Here is a 15,631-nt window from a genome sequence, read left to right as displayed (position 1 = left end):
CCCATATTTGCCTGCATCCCCCGAGATAGACAGCTCCCTCGGGAACCCCAGCTCCAACGCAGGGTCGGTTCTTACTGAACCCTTTCACCGGAGCTGTACCCGCATGGATCACTTGCTGCCCGAACGCTGGCTCGACAAACTCCCCATGCCCTGGCTGGCGACCCTCGCCGCCGCACTCGTTGCCGTTATCGTCATCCTCCTCATCCGCTGGGTCGGCCTGGTCGTGCTGCGCCGCCTTTCCAAACCGTTCCTGCTCGCCCAGCAATTGCTGCACAACGCCGAGCAACCTTCTCTGTGGCTGATGCCGCTGCTGGCACTGCAATCGGTGTGGACGTCCGCCGACGACGATCTGCTGCTGATCAAGAGCGTGCGTCACGTCAACGGCTTGCTGGTCACTGCCGCAGTGATCTGGCTGGCGCTGCGCTTCGTACGTGCGGTCGCCCACACCATCGCCCTGCGCAACCCCCTGGAGGTCGAGGACAACCTCAACGCCCGGCGCATTCAGACCCAGGTGCGGGTGCTGGTGCGCTGCCTGAACGTGCTGGTCATCCTGTTCGGCAGTGGCCTGATCCTCATGAGCTTCCCGGCCGTGCAGCAGATCGGCACCAGCCTGCTGGCCTCCGCAGGCCTGGCCGGGCTGGCCGCCGGTTTCGCCGCCAAGCCGGTGCTGGGCAACCTGATCGCCGGGCTGCAGATCGCCATCAGCCAACCCATCCGCCTCGATGACGTAGTCATCGTCGAAGGCGAATGGGGGCGCATCGAAGAAATCACCGGCAGCTACGTGGTGGTCAAGATCTGGGACGAAAGGCGCCTGGTGGTGCCCCTCACCTACTTTATCGAAAAGCCGTTCCAGAACTGGACGCGCGCCAGCGCCAATATCATTGGCTCGGTATTTCTGTGGGTCGACTATTCCATGCCGCTCGAAGCCCTGCGTGAAGAAGCCAAGCGCGCCTGTGACGAGATACCTCATCTATGGGACGGGCGCGTTTTCGTACTGCAGGTCACCGACACCAGCGAGAAAACCATGCAGATACGCATCCTCCTCAGCTCGCTGGACTCCTCCAGGAACTTCGATGCGCGCTGTCACGTGCGCGAGCGTCTGATCGCCTTCATCAATCATCAATATCCCGAGTGCCTGCCGCAGCTTCGTGCCGAAATGTCGACAAAAACGGCGCGGCCGAACCCGCAAGAGCCTGATATGACTCATGAGATCGAACGTCAGCCACCGGTGTGATTATTTTTGTGGGAGTCCGCGCGAACGCGCTGGACGGGGTGTAGCGGGTGAATCGTCTTGCGGCTTGAACCTTACAACGCTTGATCGTTGGCGATCATTGCCTGTACGACCACGCCTTTCTGTGCGTCGGTCAATTCGTCCCAGCAGTGCACTTTCACGTAGTAACCCAGACCGATGGCAATGTAGAGCCCCAGGCCCGTGATCATGGCGATGGCGGTTTTCGACAAACGCCCCTCGCTGTCCTCATAGCGGTTATAGGACTCGTCGCGTGGCTGGGCGGTGAAGCCTTGCAGTACGCGTCTGGCGAATTGGAACAGGTAAAACAGAACGATGCGCCCCATGGCGAAATTAGTCCTCAATAAATTGAACGGTGGCAAACGGCCATTGTCACAGGTACCGATTGCAAGAAATGCCATGAAAAGGCCATCAGCCTTTGCGGCAGTTGTATGATAACTGATTTGATTTTCGGATTCGAACATGTTGCAAGGTATTTCGACGAGCGTGGTGCGACATTTTGCCATCCGCTACGCGACCCGAATCGGTGCGCCAATCCAGGGCTAATGTATCAACTCGGTGCATGGCAATTTGACACTACTAAAAAGGCATTTTATTGACGGTTTCTTCATAATGCCGGCCGTCAGAATCGTCAAGATCGAGCTCTAATTGTCCCTTATATTTCTATGAGTTATTGGCAGATCCTATACAACTCGTGTAAATTGGCGCCCTGAGACCAATCTGCGGCCCGCAAATTGCTTTCTTGAAAGTGACAGTTACATGACGCTTTCGCCGTCATTGTTGATCCCCTAGAAGATTTTCACGACAAGGTTCATACGAACCTTGTGGCGGTAGCGTGGTTAATCGTTTTTATACGTCGCGTACCGCTCATCTTGTGTGCCCCGCTCTCTGCTGGTGCTTCGCTAACCTCTTTTATACGGTCTGGTTCGTGCGTCACTGCCTGCCATCTGCGGCAGACTGCATGGGCGTTAAGTTCACACCACATCAGCACAGGACGCCATGATGAAAAAGTTGATAGGTGCGTTGTTCGTCGGCTTTTGTCTGATGGCGTGCGTCGAGACCCATGCCGACACACTTGTGCCCTACGGCAATCGCTTGCCGCTGGTGCATATGAATGTCGCGGGTCCGGGTTTCAATGACAGGGTGCTGCCGGGGCGCAACGGTTACGACTATGCCTTCCCTTCCAGCACCTACCTGGATCGCTGGCAGAGCAGAGGCATTCGCATCATCCGCCTGTCAGTGCTGTGGGAGCGCCTGCAGCCAACGCCTGAGAAAGAGCTCGACACCGCATATGCCCAGGGTATCGACAAGTTCCTGACCCAAGCAGCGAAGCGCAACATGGGCGTTATTCTCGACATCCACAATTACGGGCGCTACTACCAGAAGGTCATTGGTACCAGCGACGTGCCGCTGACGTATTACGAGAGTTTCATGCGTCGAGTGGCGCATCGCTGGAAAGATCACCCAGGCTTGGTCGGTTACGACCTGATGAACGAACCCTACGGTGCCGCCGATGCCTATTGGCCCTCCGTCGCCCAGGCCGGTATCAATGGTGTGCGCGCGGCCGACCCGGTGAAGGCTATTTATGTTGAAGGCAAGTCGTGGTCCAACGCACTGAACTGGCCGACCCTCAATGGCGACCTGTTGCTGCTCAAGGACCCGGCCAACAATCTGGTGTTCTCGGCGCACATGTATGCCGATGTCGACGCCAGTGGCACCTACCAGACCGCCATACCGGCCAGTTTCGATACGGACCTGGCCGTGAACCGCGTCAAGCCCTTCGTCGAATGGCTGGTGCGCAATAATCGCCGAGGCCAGCTCGGCGAGTTCGGTGTTCCGCCTGACGCTGGGTACCTCAAAGCCATGGATCGACTACTGACCTACCTGCACACCAAGTGCGTGCCATTGTCGTACTGGGCCGCCGGCGAGCTATGGGGAGGCTACCCGCTGTCGATCGAGCCGGACGGCGGCAAAGACAAACCGCAATGGGCCGTTGTCGGCCCCCATGTCAAAGAAACCAATAGCTGCCCCTGACATTGTAATGATGCAGCGCCGTCGCGCTGCCGCCCTACCCCTTCGCTATTCCCTGACCTGATCGAATAAAGCCGCGTCCCCTTCGCGCCGTCCTGTCCTGCCCCTGTCGGTACCCGCCGCCGTGCGCGGGTAGCTGTCCTATTGATGAGAGCCCAATCTATGCAAACTAATGTTCGCGTGATGTCACCCAATGTGAATGCACATCACCCCGATAACGCGCCGAAGCACCTTGACCTGATGCAACTGGCCTCGACCATCTGGCGCAGGAAATTCCCGATTATTGGTTGTACGGTCATAGTTGCGGCTGCCACGGCCTTCGTCGCGCTGCAAATGGCGCCGGTGTTCCAGGCCACCACCACCTTGATGGTGAGCGAGAAGAACGCCAAGGTGGTGTCCTTCGACCCTAATACCGCCAGTGACTCCAACGCGGCGAATCAGTACCTGGAAAGCCAGTTCGAGCTGATGAAGTCGCGCACCACCGCCGACCAGGTCGTACAGGAATTGGGCTTGGCTCAATACCCTGAATTCGATCAAAGCAAACATCCCTCGGTGAAGCAGCACCTCAAGGATTGGCTGTTGGCCCACGGCGTGGGCGGCTCCTGGCTGAAAGCCAACGAGCCAGCCCCCACCCCGGAACAGCTCGCAAATAATGTGACCCGTCAATTTCAGAGCAGGGTCAATATCGCTCAGCTCGGCAAAAGCCAGCTGGTGCAGATTCAAGTCGACATGACTGATCCAGTGATGGCCGCCAAGGCCGCCAACGCCCTCGCCCACGCCTATATGGAAAGCCAGCTGCAAGCCGCCATCGGCGCCTCAGGCACCGCTAGCGCCTGGATGAACAGCCGCCTGGGCGAACTGGGTGCCAAGCTCAAGGATTCCGAGGAACGCCTGCAGCAATACCGCGATGCAGAAAACCTGGTCGACGTTCAAGGCGTCAGTACCGTCAGCGCCGCGCAGTTGTCGGTGACCGGCGAGAAAATGATCGAAGCTCGCCGTCAACGCGCTGAAGCCGAAAGCCAGTATCGTCAGGTGCAGAGCAACCAGGGCGGTGGCTGGGAGAAGCTGGTCAGCCTCCCGGCTGTGCTGGCTGACCCGCTGGTGCAGAAATTCCGCGCACAGCAGGCCGAAGCTCAAGGCAAGGCCGACGAACTGTCACGCCGCTACGGGCCGCGTCACCCCGCCATGGAAGCAGCGAACTCTGATGTAGCTGCCGCCACCAGCAGCCTCAAGGCGCAGGTAGAGCAAGTGGTCGCCAGCATCCAGCGCAACTACCAGCTGGCCCAGGCCAACGAGGGGTCGCTGGTGTCGTCGTTCAATTCCAACAAGTCGCAGATCCAAGATATCTCCCGCAAGGAGTTCAAGCTGCGCGAACTGCAACGTGAAGTCGATGGCGACCGTGCGCTGTACGAAACCTTTGCCACTCGCCTGCGCGAAACCACCGCGACGTCCGATCTAGGCAGCGCCAGCATTCGTATCGTCGATCCGGCGATCACCCCGATGGTACCGGTGCGTCCGAACAAACCGTTGATCGTAGCGCTGGCAGCCATCTTGACCTTGATTCTGGGCAGTGCCCTGGCTTTGATCCTTGAAGCGCTGAACAAGACCTTCAAGACCATCGAGCAAGTCGAAAGCCGGCTCAACGTACCCGTGCTAGGCATCGTGCCTAAAACCAAGCTGAACAAGAAACGCCACCCTGGCATTCTGTTCGGCGACGTCGCCGAGCAACGTTTCAGCGAATCGATCCGCACCATCCGTACCGGTGTCATTCTCAATACCATCGAGAAGCCGGAGCAGGTGATTCTGATCACCTCGTCGGTACCACGTGAAGGCAAATCGACGTTCTCGATCAACTTCGCCGGCGCCATGGGCCAGCTGAAAAAGACCCTGCTCGTCGACATCGACCTGCGCCGCCGAAGCTTGGCCGCGATGCTCGGCTCGCCAGTCAACGGCGTTGGCCTGACGGACCTGGTCAATGGCGAAGCGTCCCTTGAAGCGTGCATCCAGAGCAAGGACGGTTTCGACTTCCTAAGCGCTGGCAAGCAAGTGCATAACCCGCTGGAGATGCTGTCTTCCCGCGCCTTCCTCAATACCCTGAAGATGCTCAAAGATCGCTACGACACCATCATCATCGACTCTCCGCCGACACATGCGGTCAGCGACGCACTGGTTCTGTCGTACTTCGCCGACTCGGTCATCTATGTGATCAAGGCCGCTTCCACGTCCGCGCGCCTGGCGGAAAAAGGTCTTGATCGTCTGGCCCAAGAGAATGCACCGCTGCGGGGTGTGGTACTCAACCAGGTCGACATCAAGAAGTCCCTGCAGAACGGCGGTCGCTTCGACGGTTTCTACGACTACTACGACTACAGCGCTCTGCCCAACCCTGACAAAAGCACGGCCAAGACGATCTGAATCACTGGGGTAGTACGTATATGAACGATTCCACCTTGCGATTCCACGACCGTCCGGTCCCCGTGCAGCTGGTACAAGCCCATGCTCCTGTGGATCGCTGGGTGCTCGGGCTGACGCTGCTCGCCGTGACCTACAACGCGCTACTGGCGTTCATCAACGCCCATGTGTTTTCGGTCAACTTCGCACTGGTCGCCGTCACCGAAATCATGATCCTGAGCGTGTGCTTGGTGAAACTGGTGAAGGACGGCATCAAGCACGATTGCGCCAATATCCTCTGGTACTGCGTGGCGTCGCTGGCGATCGCCATGGCCATTAGCCTGATGAACGGCGTGCTGTTCGTGGATGCGTTTCGCAACGCGCTGATCATCACGTTGTTCCTGTGTCTGGGGCGCAATATCCAGTTCGCCACCTTGCGCAAGACCTTCCTGGTGGTCAGCGTGCTGGTGCTCGGGGTCATGCTGATCGAGATGACCTCGCTGCTCACCTACGCACAGATCTTCAAGCCCGCGGTGTATTTCCTCAATACCCGTGGCATGCCTGAATTCGAACTTGATGACACTGGTATCTTCCGTAACGCGCTGGGCTTCGCAGGGCGCTTTTCGTTCGGCATCTTTGCCGGCCCACGCACCTCCTCGCTGTTTCTGGAGCAGGTGTCGCTGGCCAACTTCGCCGCCGTGCTGTGCGTGTTTCTGCTCGCCTGCTGGCCACGCCTGAGCTTTCGCGAGCGCGTGGTGCACGTCGCATTGGCAGCTTTGATCATCCTGTCCAATAACACCCGTACCACCTCGATCCTGTTCGTGTTGTCGATCGTTGGTTATTTCGTCTACCCGCGGCTGCCGCGCTACCTCAACGTACTGGTTGCGCCGCTGATCATTGTCGCCGGCGTGACCATCTACAATATGTACCCGCACTATATCAACGACGACTTCGCCGGTCGGGTTTCCCATACCGGGCGCATCATTTCCAACATGGGCTTCCCTGAGTATCTGGGGATGCAGATCAACCAGCTCGCCAGCCTCATGGATGCTGGCTATCCCTACGTGATCTATTCCAGCAGCTTTATCGGTTTCATTCTGTTCTGGTTGATGGTGTCGTTCGTGATCCCGCAGCGCACACCGGCGCAGATGCGCTGTGCCTATGGCCTGACGATCTACATCTTCGTCAACCTGCTGATTGGCGGCACAGCCATCTTCTCCATCAAGGTCGCAGCCCTGTTGTGGTTGCTGGTGGGGTTCATCTCCAGCCCCGAGCGCTTTGCCGAAGAGCACTCGGCGGTCACTCAACCGCAACAACCCGCAAGGAGCAAAGCATGAATATCATCCATGTGGTCCGCCAATTTCATCCCAGCGTTGGCGGCCTGGAGGACTACGTGGAGAACCTTGCGTACGAGCAGCTGAGCGCCGGCCACAATGTTCAGGTCTTCACCCTCAACAGCGATTTTCAGACCGACGAAACGCTGCCGGCCCTGGAGGTCTGCAAAGGGATTCAGGTCCGCCGTTTCGCCTGGAAAGGTTCGCAGCGTTATCCCGTGTGCAGCCTCGACCTCAAGGCACTGGATGGCGCCGATATCGTCCATGTGCATGCGATCGATTTCATTGTCGACTATCTGTCGCTGATGAAGCGCCTCGGGCGTTTCGGCAGCAAGCTGGTGGTGTCTACCCACGGCGGGTTTTTCCATACCAACAAGAACCAGCGCATCAAGCAGCTGTTCTTTCAGACCATCACGCGCTTCACCCTGTCGGGCGCCGACGCCATTCTCAGTTGCAGCGATAACGATCATGCCTTGTTCCAGCAGATCGCCCCGCGCACCCAACTCATCAAGAACGGTACGCGCCTGCGCAAGTTCGGCCCGGTCCAGGCCACCAGCCGCACCCACGACATGGTCTACCTGGGCCGCTTCAGCTCCAACAAGCGCCTGCCGTGGCTGATCGAAGCCTATGCCGCGCTGAATTGCCCCATGGGGATGCTTAAGATCATCGGGCGTAGCAAGACCGGTGATGCCGACGCGCTGAGCGCACTTATCGACCGCCTCGGCTGTGGCGACCGGGTGACACTGGTGCTCGATCAGAGCGACGAGCAGATCCGCCAGCATCTGACTACGGCGCGCTACACCGTGAGCGCCTCGGAATATGAAGGCTTCGGCCTAGGCGTGGTGGAAATGATGTCCTACGGCCTGCTGCCGTTTCTGGCCGATCAGCCGCCGTCGTTCATCGACTTCGTCAGCGGCGCCGGCTGTGGCCGCTTGTTCGCTCACGACCCCCAGGCATTCGAACAGGCCTATCTGTTGCTCACCCAAGGCTGGTCGGAAACAGCCGCACTCAGAGCTCAGACGTACGCCGAACAGTTTTCCTGGCCGGCCGTGGCCAAGGACATCATGGCGGTTTACCACAGCACGCTCGAATCGGACATCGACGGCACCAGTGAGGGAGTGATATGAGCAACATGACCCCAGACAGCGCATTGACCGCCGCCCTGCAGCCTGCCGCCGTCCCGGCGCCAGCGGTGACCAAGACCATCCACAATTTCTACTACTTGCAATACCTGCGGGGCATCGCGGCGCTGATGGTGGTGTATTTCCATGCACTGGTGCAGCTGGATACCATGGGCATCGCCACGCCGCTGCCCAGAATCGGCGAACCAGGCGTGGATCTATTTTTCGTGCTCAGCGGTTTTTTGATGTGGATCACCACCGTCAACAGCAAGATGACCCCACTCACTTTCATGCGTAAACGCATCATCCGTGTCATTCCGCTGTACTGGACCCTGACCCTGTTTGCCGCAGCGGTGGCGCTGATCGCGCCTAACGTGCTCAAGCACACGGTGCTCGAAGGCCATCACTTGATCTCGTCGCTGCTGTTCTGGCCGGCGCCAAACCCGGCGTATACCGGCCCTGGCGAAGAAGGAATGCTGTTGACGCCGCTACTGGTGCCCGGTTGGACCCTGAATTACGAAGCCTTCTTCTATGTCCTTTTCGGCCTGATGATGTTCGTCAAGCCCACCGCTCGCCTGCTGCTGTTGCCCGCCGTGTTCGGCGTACTGGTGTGGGCCAATGCCACCTTCAACAGCCACTCCCCTGCGTTGGCGGTGTTTGGTCACCCCATGGTGTTCGAGTTCTACTTCGGCGTACTGGTGGCGGTGATGGTCAAGCGTGGCTGGTATCCAAGGCCCACGATCGCTGCGGCGATGCTGGCGGCCGGAATCGGCGCGATCGTGATCCTCAATTTGCGCTTCACCGTCGAAGATCGGCTGTTCGCGTTCGGCTTGCCGGCAGCCTGGATCGTCTACTGCCTGTGCGCCCTGGAGCTGCAACGCCCCGCGCTGCGCTCCAGATGGCTGCAGGCTATCGGTGATGCCTCCTACAGCCTGTACCTGACCCACGTGTTCAGCCTGCCGCTGTGCCGCCTGGTGTTCCAGCACCTGACCACGGCCACCGACCTGTTGACCCAATTGTTGTTCTGCCTGGCGTGCGAGCTGCTGTCGATCACCGTCGGGCTCATGGTCTTTCGCGCCTATGAACAACCCGTCGCCAATTACCTCAGTCGTTACCGACGCTGAGCCGGAGCTGGTATGCATCGAATCATCGAACGTCTGTTCCTGCTAGGCTTGCGCGGTACCGGCTTGCTGTCCAAGTTCGTCCTGACCCTGTTCATCGCCAAGGAAATGACCCTCTCGGACCTCGGCCTCTACGGCCTGATCGCCGTCGGCGCAACCCTGATCCCAGCGCTCTACGGCCTGGGGCTCAATGGCCCGTGCAGCCGCAGCCTGGTCAACGTCAGCCGCCCGCAAGCCATGGTGCTGCTGTCGACCCGAGTCAGCATCACCCTGATCCTGCACGCGGTGCTCACGCCGCTGGCGGTTTTCATCATCAGCCTGCTGATCCCGGCCGCAGACCACCTGCTGTTGCTGCTGGTGGCCATCACGCTGTTTCTGGAACATCTGGCCACCGACATCAATGCCGCTCTGGTGGCGCGCTTCAAGTCCAAGTTCGCCGCCGTGCTGGTATTCATTCGCTCGGGTGCCTGGCCGCTGCTGTTCATCGGCATGGCCTGGTACATGCCGCAGTACCGCAGCGTCACGGTGATCGTCGAATTCTGGCTGGCGAGTCTGTTGGTGGTGGTGCTGATCTGCCTGGCCGCAGCCGTGGTCACTCGGGCCTGGAAGCTGGCGCGATTCGATCGCGAGCAAGCCTGGGAAATGATCCGCAAGGGCCGCAACTTCTACATCTCGGATATCGGCAGTTCGGGCTCGCTGTACCTGGACCGCTTTCTGGTCACCAGCTTTCTCGGGCTCGAAGCCACCGGGGTTTATACGTTTTTCTGGTCGCTGACCAATGCGATCAACAACGTCATCTTCTTTGGCGTCACCAGCCAACTCGGGCCGCGGATCATTGCGGTGATCCAAGGCGGCGACAAGGCCTCGATCGACTCATCTTGCCGCGCGATGCAGCGCGAGATCTGGATGTGGTGCCTGGGCATGTCGGTGGTGCTGGTGTGTCTGATGCCGCCGTTGCTGGCGCATCTGGGCAATGACAAGTTCGAAGCGCACAAGAGCGTGCTGTTCATCATGTTGGCGGCAATCCTGTTGCGAACCGTCTCGGAAGGCACCAGCAACATTTTGTATGGCTACCACAAGGACCGGGAGATCGCCGTGATCTCGCTTGCCTCCATGGGCCTTTCGGCGCTGTTCACCCTGATCACCGCGCCCTTGTTCGGCTTGCCGGGCGTTGCTTTCGCCATGTTGATCACAGCCTTGGCCGTGTACCTGTGGCGCCAGCGCATCGCCAATGGATTGTTGGCCTGACAACGGGCTTTGCATTGATATCACCGACAACAACAAGACGTCATTTCATAGCCTTGTGTTGCTGTACCTCCCAAAGGATTGCACAAATGATCAAAAGAACCGCCTTGGCCGCCACGCTCGTCAGTACGTTCTCGATCAACGCCCAAGCCGAGCTGGCCAAGCCGGCAAGCATTGATATCGGCGGATTCGATTTCACCCCGCAGCTCAACCTGACCCAGTCCTACGACGACAACTTCCGCACCCTGCCCGATCACAAACAAGCGTCGTGGATTTCCTCGGTGGCGCCGATATTCCTGCTCCAGGCCGAGACCCGCAACACCGGCTATCAGCTGCAGTACATCGGCAACAACCAGACCTACTGGGACGACTCCAGCGCTAACCACACCGATCACCAGCTCACCTTTCGCAGCGTGCTGGAGTTCGACTCGCGTAACCGCCTGCGCTATGACCTGGGCTACAAGCAGCTTGAACAGACCACAGACACCACGGTGCGTACCGAGAACGACCGCTACACCGTCAAGAATGCCGGCATCGGTTACACCTTTGGCGCCGCGACGGCGAAGAACCAGATCGACCTCGGTCTGGATTACGAGCAGCGTCGATTCCAGAATGCCGACGGCATCAACGATGACATGGAGCGCAACACCACCGCGTTCATCGGCACCTGGTACCACCGCCTCAGCGGCAAGACCCGCGCGCTGGGCGAGGTTCGCTACACCGATTTCGACTACTTGCAAAGCGGTAACCCGCGCACCAGCGTAGGGACCGCTGCACTGGTTGGTCTGGAGTGGGATGCCACCGCCAAGACCACCGGCAAGGTGCGCATCGGCGAAGAACAAAAGGATTTCAACGACAGCGATCGCAACGACCGAAGCCCGACCTGGGAAGTGGGCATCGATTACAAGCCACGCACCTACTCGACCTTCAGTTTGAACACCCATAAGTCCTATGACGAAGGTGACGACGGCGCCAGCGCGATCCATGTGGTCACTAGCAAACTCGGCTGGGAGCACCACTGGAGCCAACGGATCAAGACCACGTTCGACTACACCCACGCCGAGCTCGAGTACGAGGGGGTCGACCGTCAGGACAAGCAGAACATCTTTGGTAGCAAGATCACCTATGGCCCACGTCGCTGGGTCGACGTCAGCCTCGGGTATCTGCGTATCAAGAACGACTCCACCGCCGAGCTGGAAGGTTTCACCCGCAATATCTATCTGCTCAGCGTAGAACTCAGCCTTTGACGACTTCAGGACTATCATCATGAATATTCGCGCCGCCTTCACCAGCCTCATCCTGCTGCTCTCCTCGCCTCTGGTCGCCCACGCGGACTCGGCGCCTTACCGCCTGAGTTCCGGAGACGTGATCAACATCAGCGTCTACGGCGAGAAGGATTTGAGCATCGACAAACTCGAACTCAACGACAGCGGGACCTTCACCTATCCCTTCATCGGTGAAGTGAAAGCCGGCGGCAAGACCACCAGCGAAGTGGAAAAGGACGTGACCGCGCGCCTGAGCCAAGGGTATCTGGTGTCGCCAAGGGTGTCGGTGAGCGTTGCCAGCTATCGACCATTTTTCATCGGCGGTGAAGTGAAGTCGCCCAATGGCTATGCCTTCAAGCCAGGATTGACGGTCGACGGCGCCATCGCCCTCGCCGGCGGCCTGACCGAACGTGGTTCGAGCAAGCGCATCACCATCATCCATGGCTCGGACAATGCCCGGACCGCGGAAAAAGCCACCCTCAACACTCCGGTCAGCGCGGGTGACACCATCACCGTGGATCAAGGCTTCTTCTAACCCCGGGTACCAGCGCTTCACGATTTCCTTTGCCGGGCGCCCGCGCGCCCTCGACCCTCCGGGCACCTTGATTTTTTCGGTAACGCGGTAGCGCTTTGCCGAAAAACACCGCGCCGGGCACATACCCTCCAAATCGCCGGGATTAACGATGACGACCACCGCTTGCCGAGATGACATTCTCAGCCGCCTGGATTTGTGCGATGAAGAGGCGTACCAGCAGTTGCTGCACCGCTTGCAGAACCCCGAATGCGCACAGATCGTCGGGTTTCTGAACCAGCACGGGTACAACCTTATCGAGCAACAACCCGTGTTCCGCCATTGCTTCATGGAGATGGACTATCTCTTGCGCGACGGTGCCGGCATCAAGCTCGCCTGCAAACTCAATGGTCTGGACCCAGGACTGAACCTCAACGGCACCGACTTCATACCCCAGGTGGTCAGCCACCTGAAGGCCCATGCCGCCCTGCCCTTGCAGTACTTCGTGTTCGGCACTCAGGAGCCGTGGCTCGGCACCGGCGCCCAGGCATTGCTGGGCACCAGCGAGGTACTGACGCTGAACGGCTTTCAGGACGAAGACGCTTATCTGAGTTTCTTCGAACAGCACTACCGGCCAGGCCATCTGGCCTTGGTGGTGCTGGCGATGGGTATGCCCAAGCAGGAAACCGTCGCCGTGCGCCTAAAGCACGCGTTCAACAGCACCCCGGCGGTGATCATCTGCGGCGGTGCGATCGTCGACTTCGCTGCCGGCCGGGTCGAGCGCGCGCCGCAATGGGCGCGCCAGTTCGGGCTGGAATGGGCGTATCGGCTGTACCGAGAACCGCGGCGGTTGTTCAAGCGTTACATCCTCGGGATTCCGCTGTTTCTGCTGTACATCCTGCGCAACCGCAACAAAGACACGCCACGCGCTCCTGCGACACGCCCCTGAAACCATCTTCACCAGGTGACCCCTATGGACAGTAACAAGCGGATCGACGCCCTCACCGGCATCCGAGGATTTGCAGCGCTTCTGGTGGTCTACGCCCACCTGACCGAGAACGGTTTTTTCAGCATTCACCGCCTGCACCCTGGTGAAGTAGGCGTGATGGTGTTCTTTACCCTCAGCGGCTTCCTGATGTCGTACCTGTACTGCGAAAAGCCCTTCAGCACCGATACCGTGCTCAAGTACGCCGTGGCTCGCTTTTCGCGCATCGCACCTGCCTATCTGACGGTGGTGATGGCTTCGTTTCTGATCTGCCGCTTTATCGACCCCGATTTCGTCTACAGCATCTTCGGCTGGAACTTCGCCCGTCATATCCTGTTTTCGGGGAACGTCTCGGCGCTCTGGAGCATCCCGCCGGAAGTGCAGTTCTATGCGGTGTTCGTCGGTATCTGGTTCGCGGCATGGCGCGCCATCAGCCAGAAAGACTTCAGCATGATCGCGCTAATGGGGCTACTGATCGCCGTAGTGATGGGCCTGCGGGCCAACCTGCCGGGTACATTCGTCGGCTCGATGATCCATTACTTCTTCATCGGCGTGGTCTTTGGCCTGATCCGCACCCAGGCTTCATCGGTCAACTTCAGTCATCGCAATATCACTGCGCTGCAGGTCATCGCTCTGGCGCTGATCGGACTGGTGGTCGGCAACATCATCTATGTCGACGTCGGCACCAAGAAAGAGATGTACAACGACCTGCTGCCATCGCTGTTCGCCGGGCTGTTCATCTTTGTTTTCTCGTTCCCGACCCTGCTCAACCGCATCTTGTTTGAAAACCGTGCGTTGCAGCGCTGTGGCGAGTGGAGTTTCTCGATCTACCTCCTGAACCTGCCGATCATCTACGTGGCCCAGAAGTTCATGGGACCTGCCCCGCACCCTGCTTTGCTGGCCGTAGTCATCACCGCAGCAATACTGGTGTGTGCCTACCTGTGCTTCCGCTTGATCGAGACGCCCGGTGGCCGCTGGATGAAGCGCCAGGGCGATGGCCTGATCAAGACCCGCTTCGGCCTTGCCTCGCTGTCGCTGACTGCCAAGAAACCCGCCGACTGATCGGGCTTCCCGCTTACTGTTTACTGGAGTTGCTCGATGTTTATTCGCCGCCTATACAGAGGCCTGCGGGCCACCGTGCTGCAACGTATGATCCCTCGCAGCCGAGCGCCGATCTTCGCCGGCCACAAGCAAGCCATCGAGATAGTCGGTTTTTTCCACACGGCCTCGGGGCTGGGTGAATCCGCGCGGCAGTGCGCGCTCCAACTTCATCAGCAGGGCCACAAGATCCGCTGCATCAGTGTCGAGCGGTTCTTTCTCAAGCCGGTGGAATTGGAATGGCATCTGGCTGATACCGCCGAGGAACACGAGGTCGGCTGCCGGGTACTGCACCTTAATCCACCCATGATGCCGCCGGTGATCTTTCGCCTGGGCCTGAGCCGCTATCGCCGGGTCTTCAACGTAGGCGTGTGGGCCTGGGAGCTGGAGCAGATTCCACAGGAATGGCGCAATGCACTGGGTTATATCAACGCGATCATCTGCCCCTCGGAGTTCACCTCCACGGCGATCCGCCAATACACCGACAAGCCAGTGCTGACCGTGGCGCACCCAGTGACCGCCGGCATAGCCCAGGAAGGCGTGCGCCGGGCACTGGGGCTCGCCGAAGACGCATTCGTGGTAACCAGTGTCTTCAGTTTCGGCTCAGCGCAGGAGCGCAAGAACCCGCAAGCGATGGTCGCGGCCTTTCTGGAGGCGTTCGCCGACACCCCGAACGCGCATATGGTGCTCAAGACCAACCGCGCCGATGACTCGGCTACCACGAAGGCATTTTTGGCGATGATCGCGCAGCACGCCAACATCACCCAGATCGGCGAGATCTGGGACAAGGAAAAAATCGTCGGCCTGCTCAAGGAGTCCGACGTGTGTTTGTCCCTGCACCGCTCCGAAGGTTTTGGCTTGACCATGGCCGAAGCCATGTTGGTCGGCACCCCGGTGGTGGCCACCAACTGGTCCGGCAACACTGACTTCTGCAACGACGAAAACAGCTACCCGGTCCGTTTCACACCTATCGCCGTAGACTCCGGGCATCCTGAATTTGCCGGCATGGGCGCCTTGACCTGGGCCGATGCCGATGTCAGCCACGCCGCCGAGCAACTGCGCTCGATCAAGGACGATCCACAGTTGGCCGCGCGCAAGATTGCCCAAGCCTTGCAGTTACAAAGCTTCTTTGCCAAGCCTGCTTACATCAGTGCACTGAACAGCCTCAAGCAACCCCAAAAAAACCCCGTGGCCTCCCCCGCCCGGTGACCCGACAATAACGAAACTGCCAGTCCGGGACTCGGCTGTGCCGATCCTGGCAATGACTTCATGCGCGCTGTACA

At 59.2% G+C, this 15,631-nt stretch carries 13 protein-coding genes; 12 read left to right on the top strand and 1 reads right to left on the bottom strand.

What is annotated here, in order from left to right; genetic code table 11:
• Positions 1–103: 103 nt before the first annotated feature.
• Complete coding sequence (locus LIX93_RS02450) at positions 104–1,234, top strand: mechanosensitive ion channel family protein (RefSeq protein ID WP_226502418.1); 1,131 nt, start codon at positions 104–106, stop codon at positions 1,232–1,234.
• Between the two features lie 71 nt (positions 1,235–1,305).
• Here the strand turns inward: LIX93_RS02450 and LIX93_RS02445 are convergent, their stop codons facing one another.
• Positions 1,306–1,575 (bottom strand): hypothetical protein, encoded by a 270-nt coding sequence (locus LIX93_RS02445; RefSeq protein ID WP_226502417.1) that lies wholly within the window; start codon positions 1,573–1,575, stop codon positions 1,306–1,308.
• A gap of 676 nt (positions 1,576–2,251) precedes the next feature.
• On the opposite strand from LIX93_RS02445, the gene LIX93_RS02440 reads away from it, so the two are divergent.
• The 11 genes from LIX93_RS02440 to LIX93_RS02390 all read left to right on the top strand — a co-directional run bounded on the left by LIX93_RS02440 (position 2,252) and on the right by LIX93_RS02390 (position 15,557).
• Positions 2,252–3,283: a glycoside hydrolase family 5 protein gene (locus tag LIX93_RS02440; RefSeq protein ID WP_226502416.1), complete on the top strand. Its 1,032-nt coding sequence runs from the start codon at positions 2,252–2,254 to the stop codon at positions 3,281–3,283.
• Positions 3,284–3,442: 159 nt separating this feature from the next.
• A complete protein-coding gene (locus LIX93_RS02435) occupies positions 3,443–5,692 on the top strand; it encodes a polysaccharide biosynthesis tyrosine autokinase (RefSeq protein WP_226502415.1) in 2,250 nt (749 codons plus the stop codon).
• Positions 5,693–5,712: 20 nt separating this feature from the next.
• Positions 5,713–7,005 carry a hypothetical protein gene (locus LIX93_RS02430; protein WP_226502414.1) on the top strand — a complete coding sequence of 431 codons (1,293 nt, stop codon included), beginning with the start codon at positions 5,713–5,715 and terminating at the stop codon, positions 7,003–7,005.
• Positions 7,002–8,129, top strand: a complete 1,128-nt coding sequence (locus LIX93_RS02425; protein WP_226502413.1) for a glycosyltransferase — start codon at positions 7,002–7,004, stop codon at positions 8,127–8,129. The genes LIX93_RS02430 and LIX93_RS02425 overlap by 4 nt, the downstream gene beginning before the upstream one ends.
• The gene (locus LIX93_RS02420; RefSeq protein WP_226502412.1) at positions 8,126–9,247 is read left to right on the top strand and encodes an acyltransferase; all 1,122 of its coding nucleotides are present in this window, start codon (positions 8,126–8,128) and stop codon (positions 9,245–9,247) included. Before LIX93_RS02425 ends, LIX93_RS02420 begins: the two co-directional genes overlap by 4 nt.
• Before the next feature lie 12 nt (positions 9,248–9,259).
• Entirely contained in the window at positions 9,260–10,492 is a 1,233-nt protein-coding gene (locus tag LIX93_RS02415; RefSeq protein WP_226502411.1) for an oligosaccharide flippase family protein, read from the top strand.
• Between the two features lie 86 nt (positions 10,493–10,578).
• Complete coding sequence (locus LIX93_RS02410; protein ID WP_226502410.1) at positions 10,579–11,736, top strand: outer membrane beta-barrel protein; 1,158 nt, start codon at positions 10,579–10,581, stop codon at positions 11,734–11,736.
• Between the two features lie 19 nt (positions 11,737–11,755).
• Positions 11,756–12,289, top strand: a complete 534-nt coding sequence (locus tag LIX93_RS02405; protein ID WP_226502409.1) for a polysaccharide biosynthesis/export family protein — start codon at positions 11,756–11,758, stop codon at positions 12,287–12,289.
• A gap of 148 nt (positions 12,290–12,437) precedes the next feature.
• A complete protein-coding gene (locus tag LIX93_RS02400; RefSeq protein ID WP_226502408.1) occupies positions 12,438–13,214 on the top strand; it encodes a WecB/TagA/CpsF family glycosyltransferase in 777 nt (258 codons plus the stop codon).
• A 24-nt stretch (positions 13,215–13,238) separates the two neighbouring features.
• On the top strand, positions 13,239–14,312 hold the full coding sequence (locus LIX93_RS02395; protein ID WP_226502407.1) for an acyltransferase: 1,074 nt from the start codon (positions 13,239–13,241) through the stop codon (positions 14,310–14,312).
• A gap of 36 nt (positions 14,313–14,348) precedes the next feature.
• The gene (locus tag LIX93_RS02390) at positions 14,349–15,557 is read left to right on the top strand and encodes a glycosyltransferase family 4 protein (RefSeq protein ID WP_226502406.1); all 1,209 of its coding nucleotides are present in this window, start codon (positions 14,349–14,351) and stop codon (positions 15,555–15,557) included.
• Positions 15,558–15,631: the final 74 nt, after the last annotated feature.

This window comes from Pseudomonas sp. MWU16-30317 (genome assembly GCF_020515695.1).
In the GTDB taxonomy this organism is placed as follows: domain Bacteria; phylum Pseudomonadota; class Gammaproteobacteria; order Pseudomonadales; family Pseudomonadaceae; genus Aquipseudomonas.
This window is presented reverse-complemented; position numbering and strand designations above follow the sequence as displayed.

Excerpts from the sequence above, each read along its gene's own strand:
- LIX93_RS02450 (WP_226502418.1), top strand. The coding sequence starts at position 104 with ATGGATCACTTGCTGCCCGAACGCTGGCTCGACAAACTCCCCATGCCC.
- LIX93_RS02445 (WP_226502417.1), bottom strand. The coding sequence starts at position 1,575 with ATGGGGCGCATCGTTCTGTTTTACCTGTTCCAATTCGCCAGACGCGTA.
- LIX93_RS02440 (WP_226502416.1), top strand. The coding sequence starts at position 2,252 with ATGAAAAAGTTGATAGGTGCGTTGTTCGTCGGCTTTTGTCTGATGGCG.
- LIX93_RS02435 (WP_226502415.1), top strand. The coding sequence starts at position 3,443 with ATGCAAACTAATGTTCGCGTGATGTCACCCAATGTGAATGCACATCAC.
- LIX93_RS02430 (WP_226502414.1), top strand. The coding sequence starts at position 5,713 with ATGAACGATTCCACCTTGCGATTCCACGACCGTCCGGTCCCCGTGCAG.
- LIX93_RS02425 (WP_226502413.1), top strand. The coding sequence starts at position 7,002 with ATGAATATCATCCATGTGGTCCGCCAATTTCATCCCAGCGTTGGCGGC.
- LIX93_RS02420 (WP_226502412.1), top strand. The coding sequence starts at position 8,126 with ATGAGCAACATGACCCCAGACAGCGCATTGACCGCCGCCCTGCAGCCT.
- LIX93_RS02415 (WP_226502411.1), top strand. The coding sequence starts at position 9,260 with ATGCATCGAATCATCGAACGTCTGTTCCTGCTAGGCTTGCGCGGTACC.
- LIX93_RS02410 (WP_226502410.1), top strand. The coding sequence starts at position 10,579 with ATGATCAAAAGAACCGCCTTGGCCGCCACGCTCGTCAGTACGTTCTCG.
- LIX93_RS02405 (WP_226502409.1), top strand. The coding sequence starts at position 11,756 with ATGAATATTCGCGCCGCCTTCACCAGCCTCATCCTGCTGCTCTCCTCG.
- LIX93_RS02400 (WP_226502408.1), top strand. The coding sequence starts at position 12,438 with ATGACGACCACCGCTTGCCGAGATGACATTCTCAGCCGCCTGGATTTG.
- LIX93_RS02395 (WP_226502407.1), top strand. The coding sequence starts at position 13,239 with ATGGACAGTAACAAGCGGATCGACGCCCTCACCGGCATCCGAGGATTT.
- LIX93_RS02390 (WP_226502406.1), top strand. The coding sequence starts at position 14,349 with ATGTTTATTCGCCGCCTATACAGAGGCCTGCGGGCCACCGTGCTGCAA.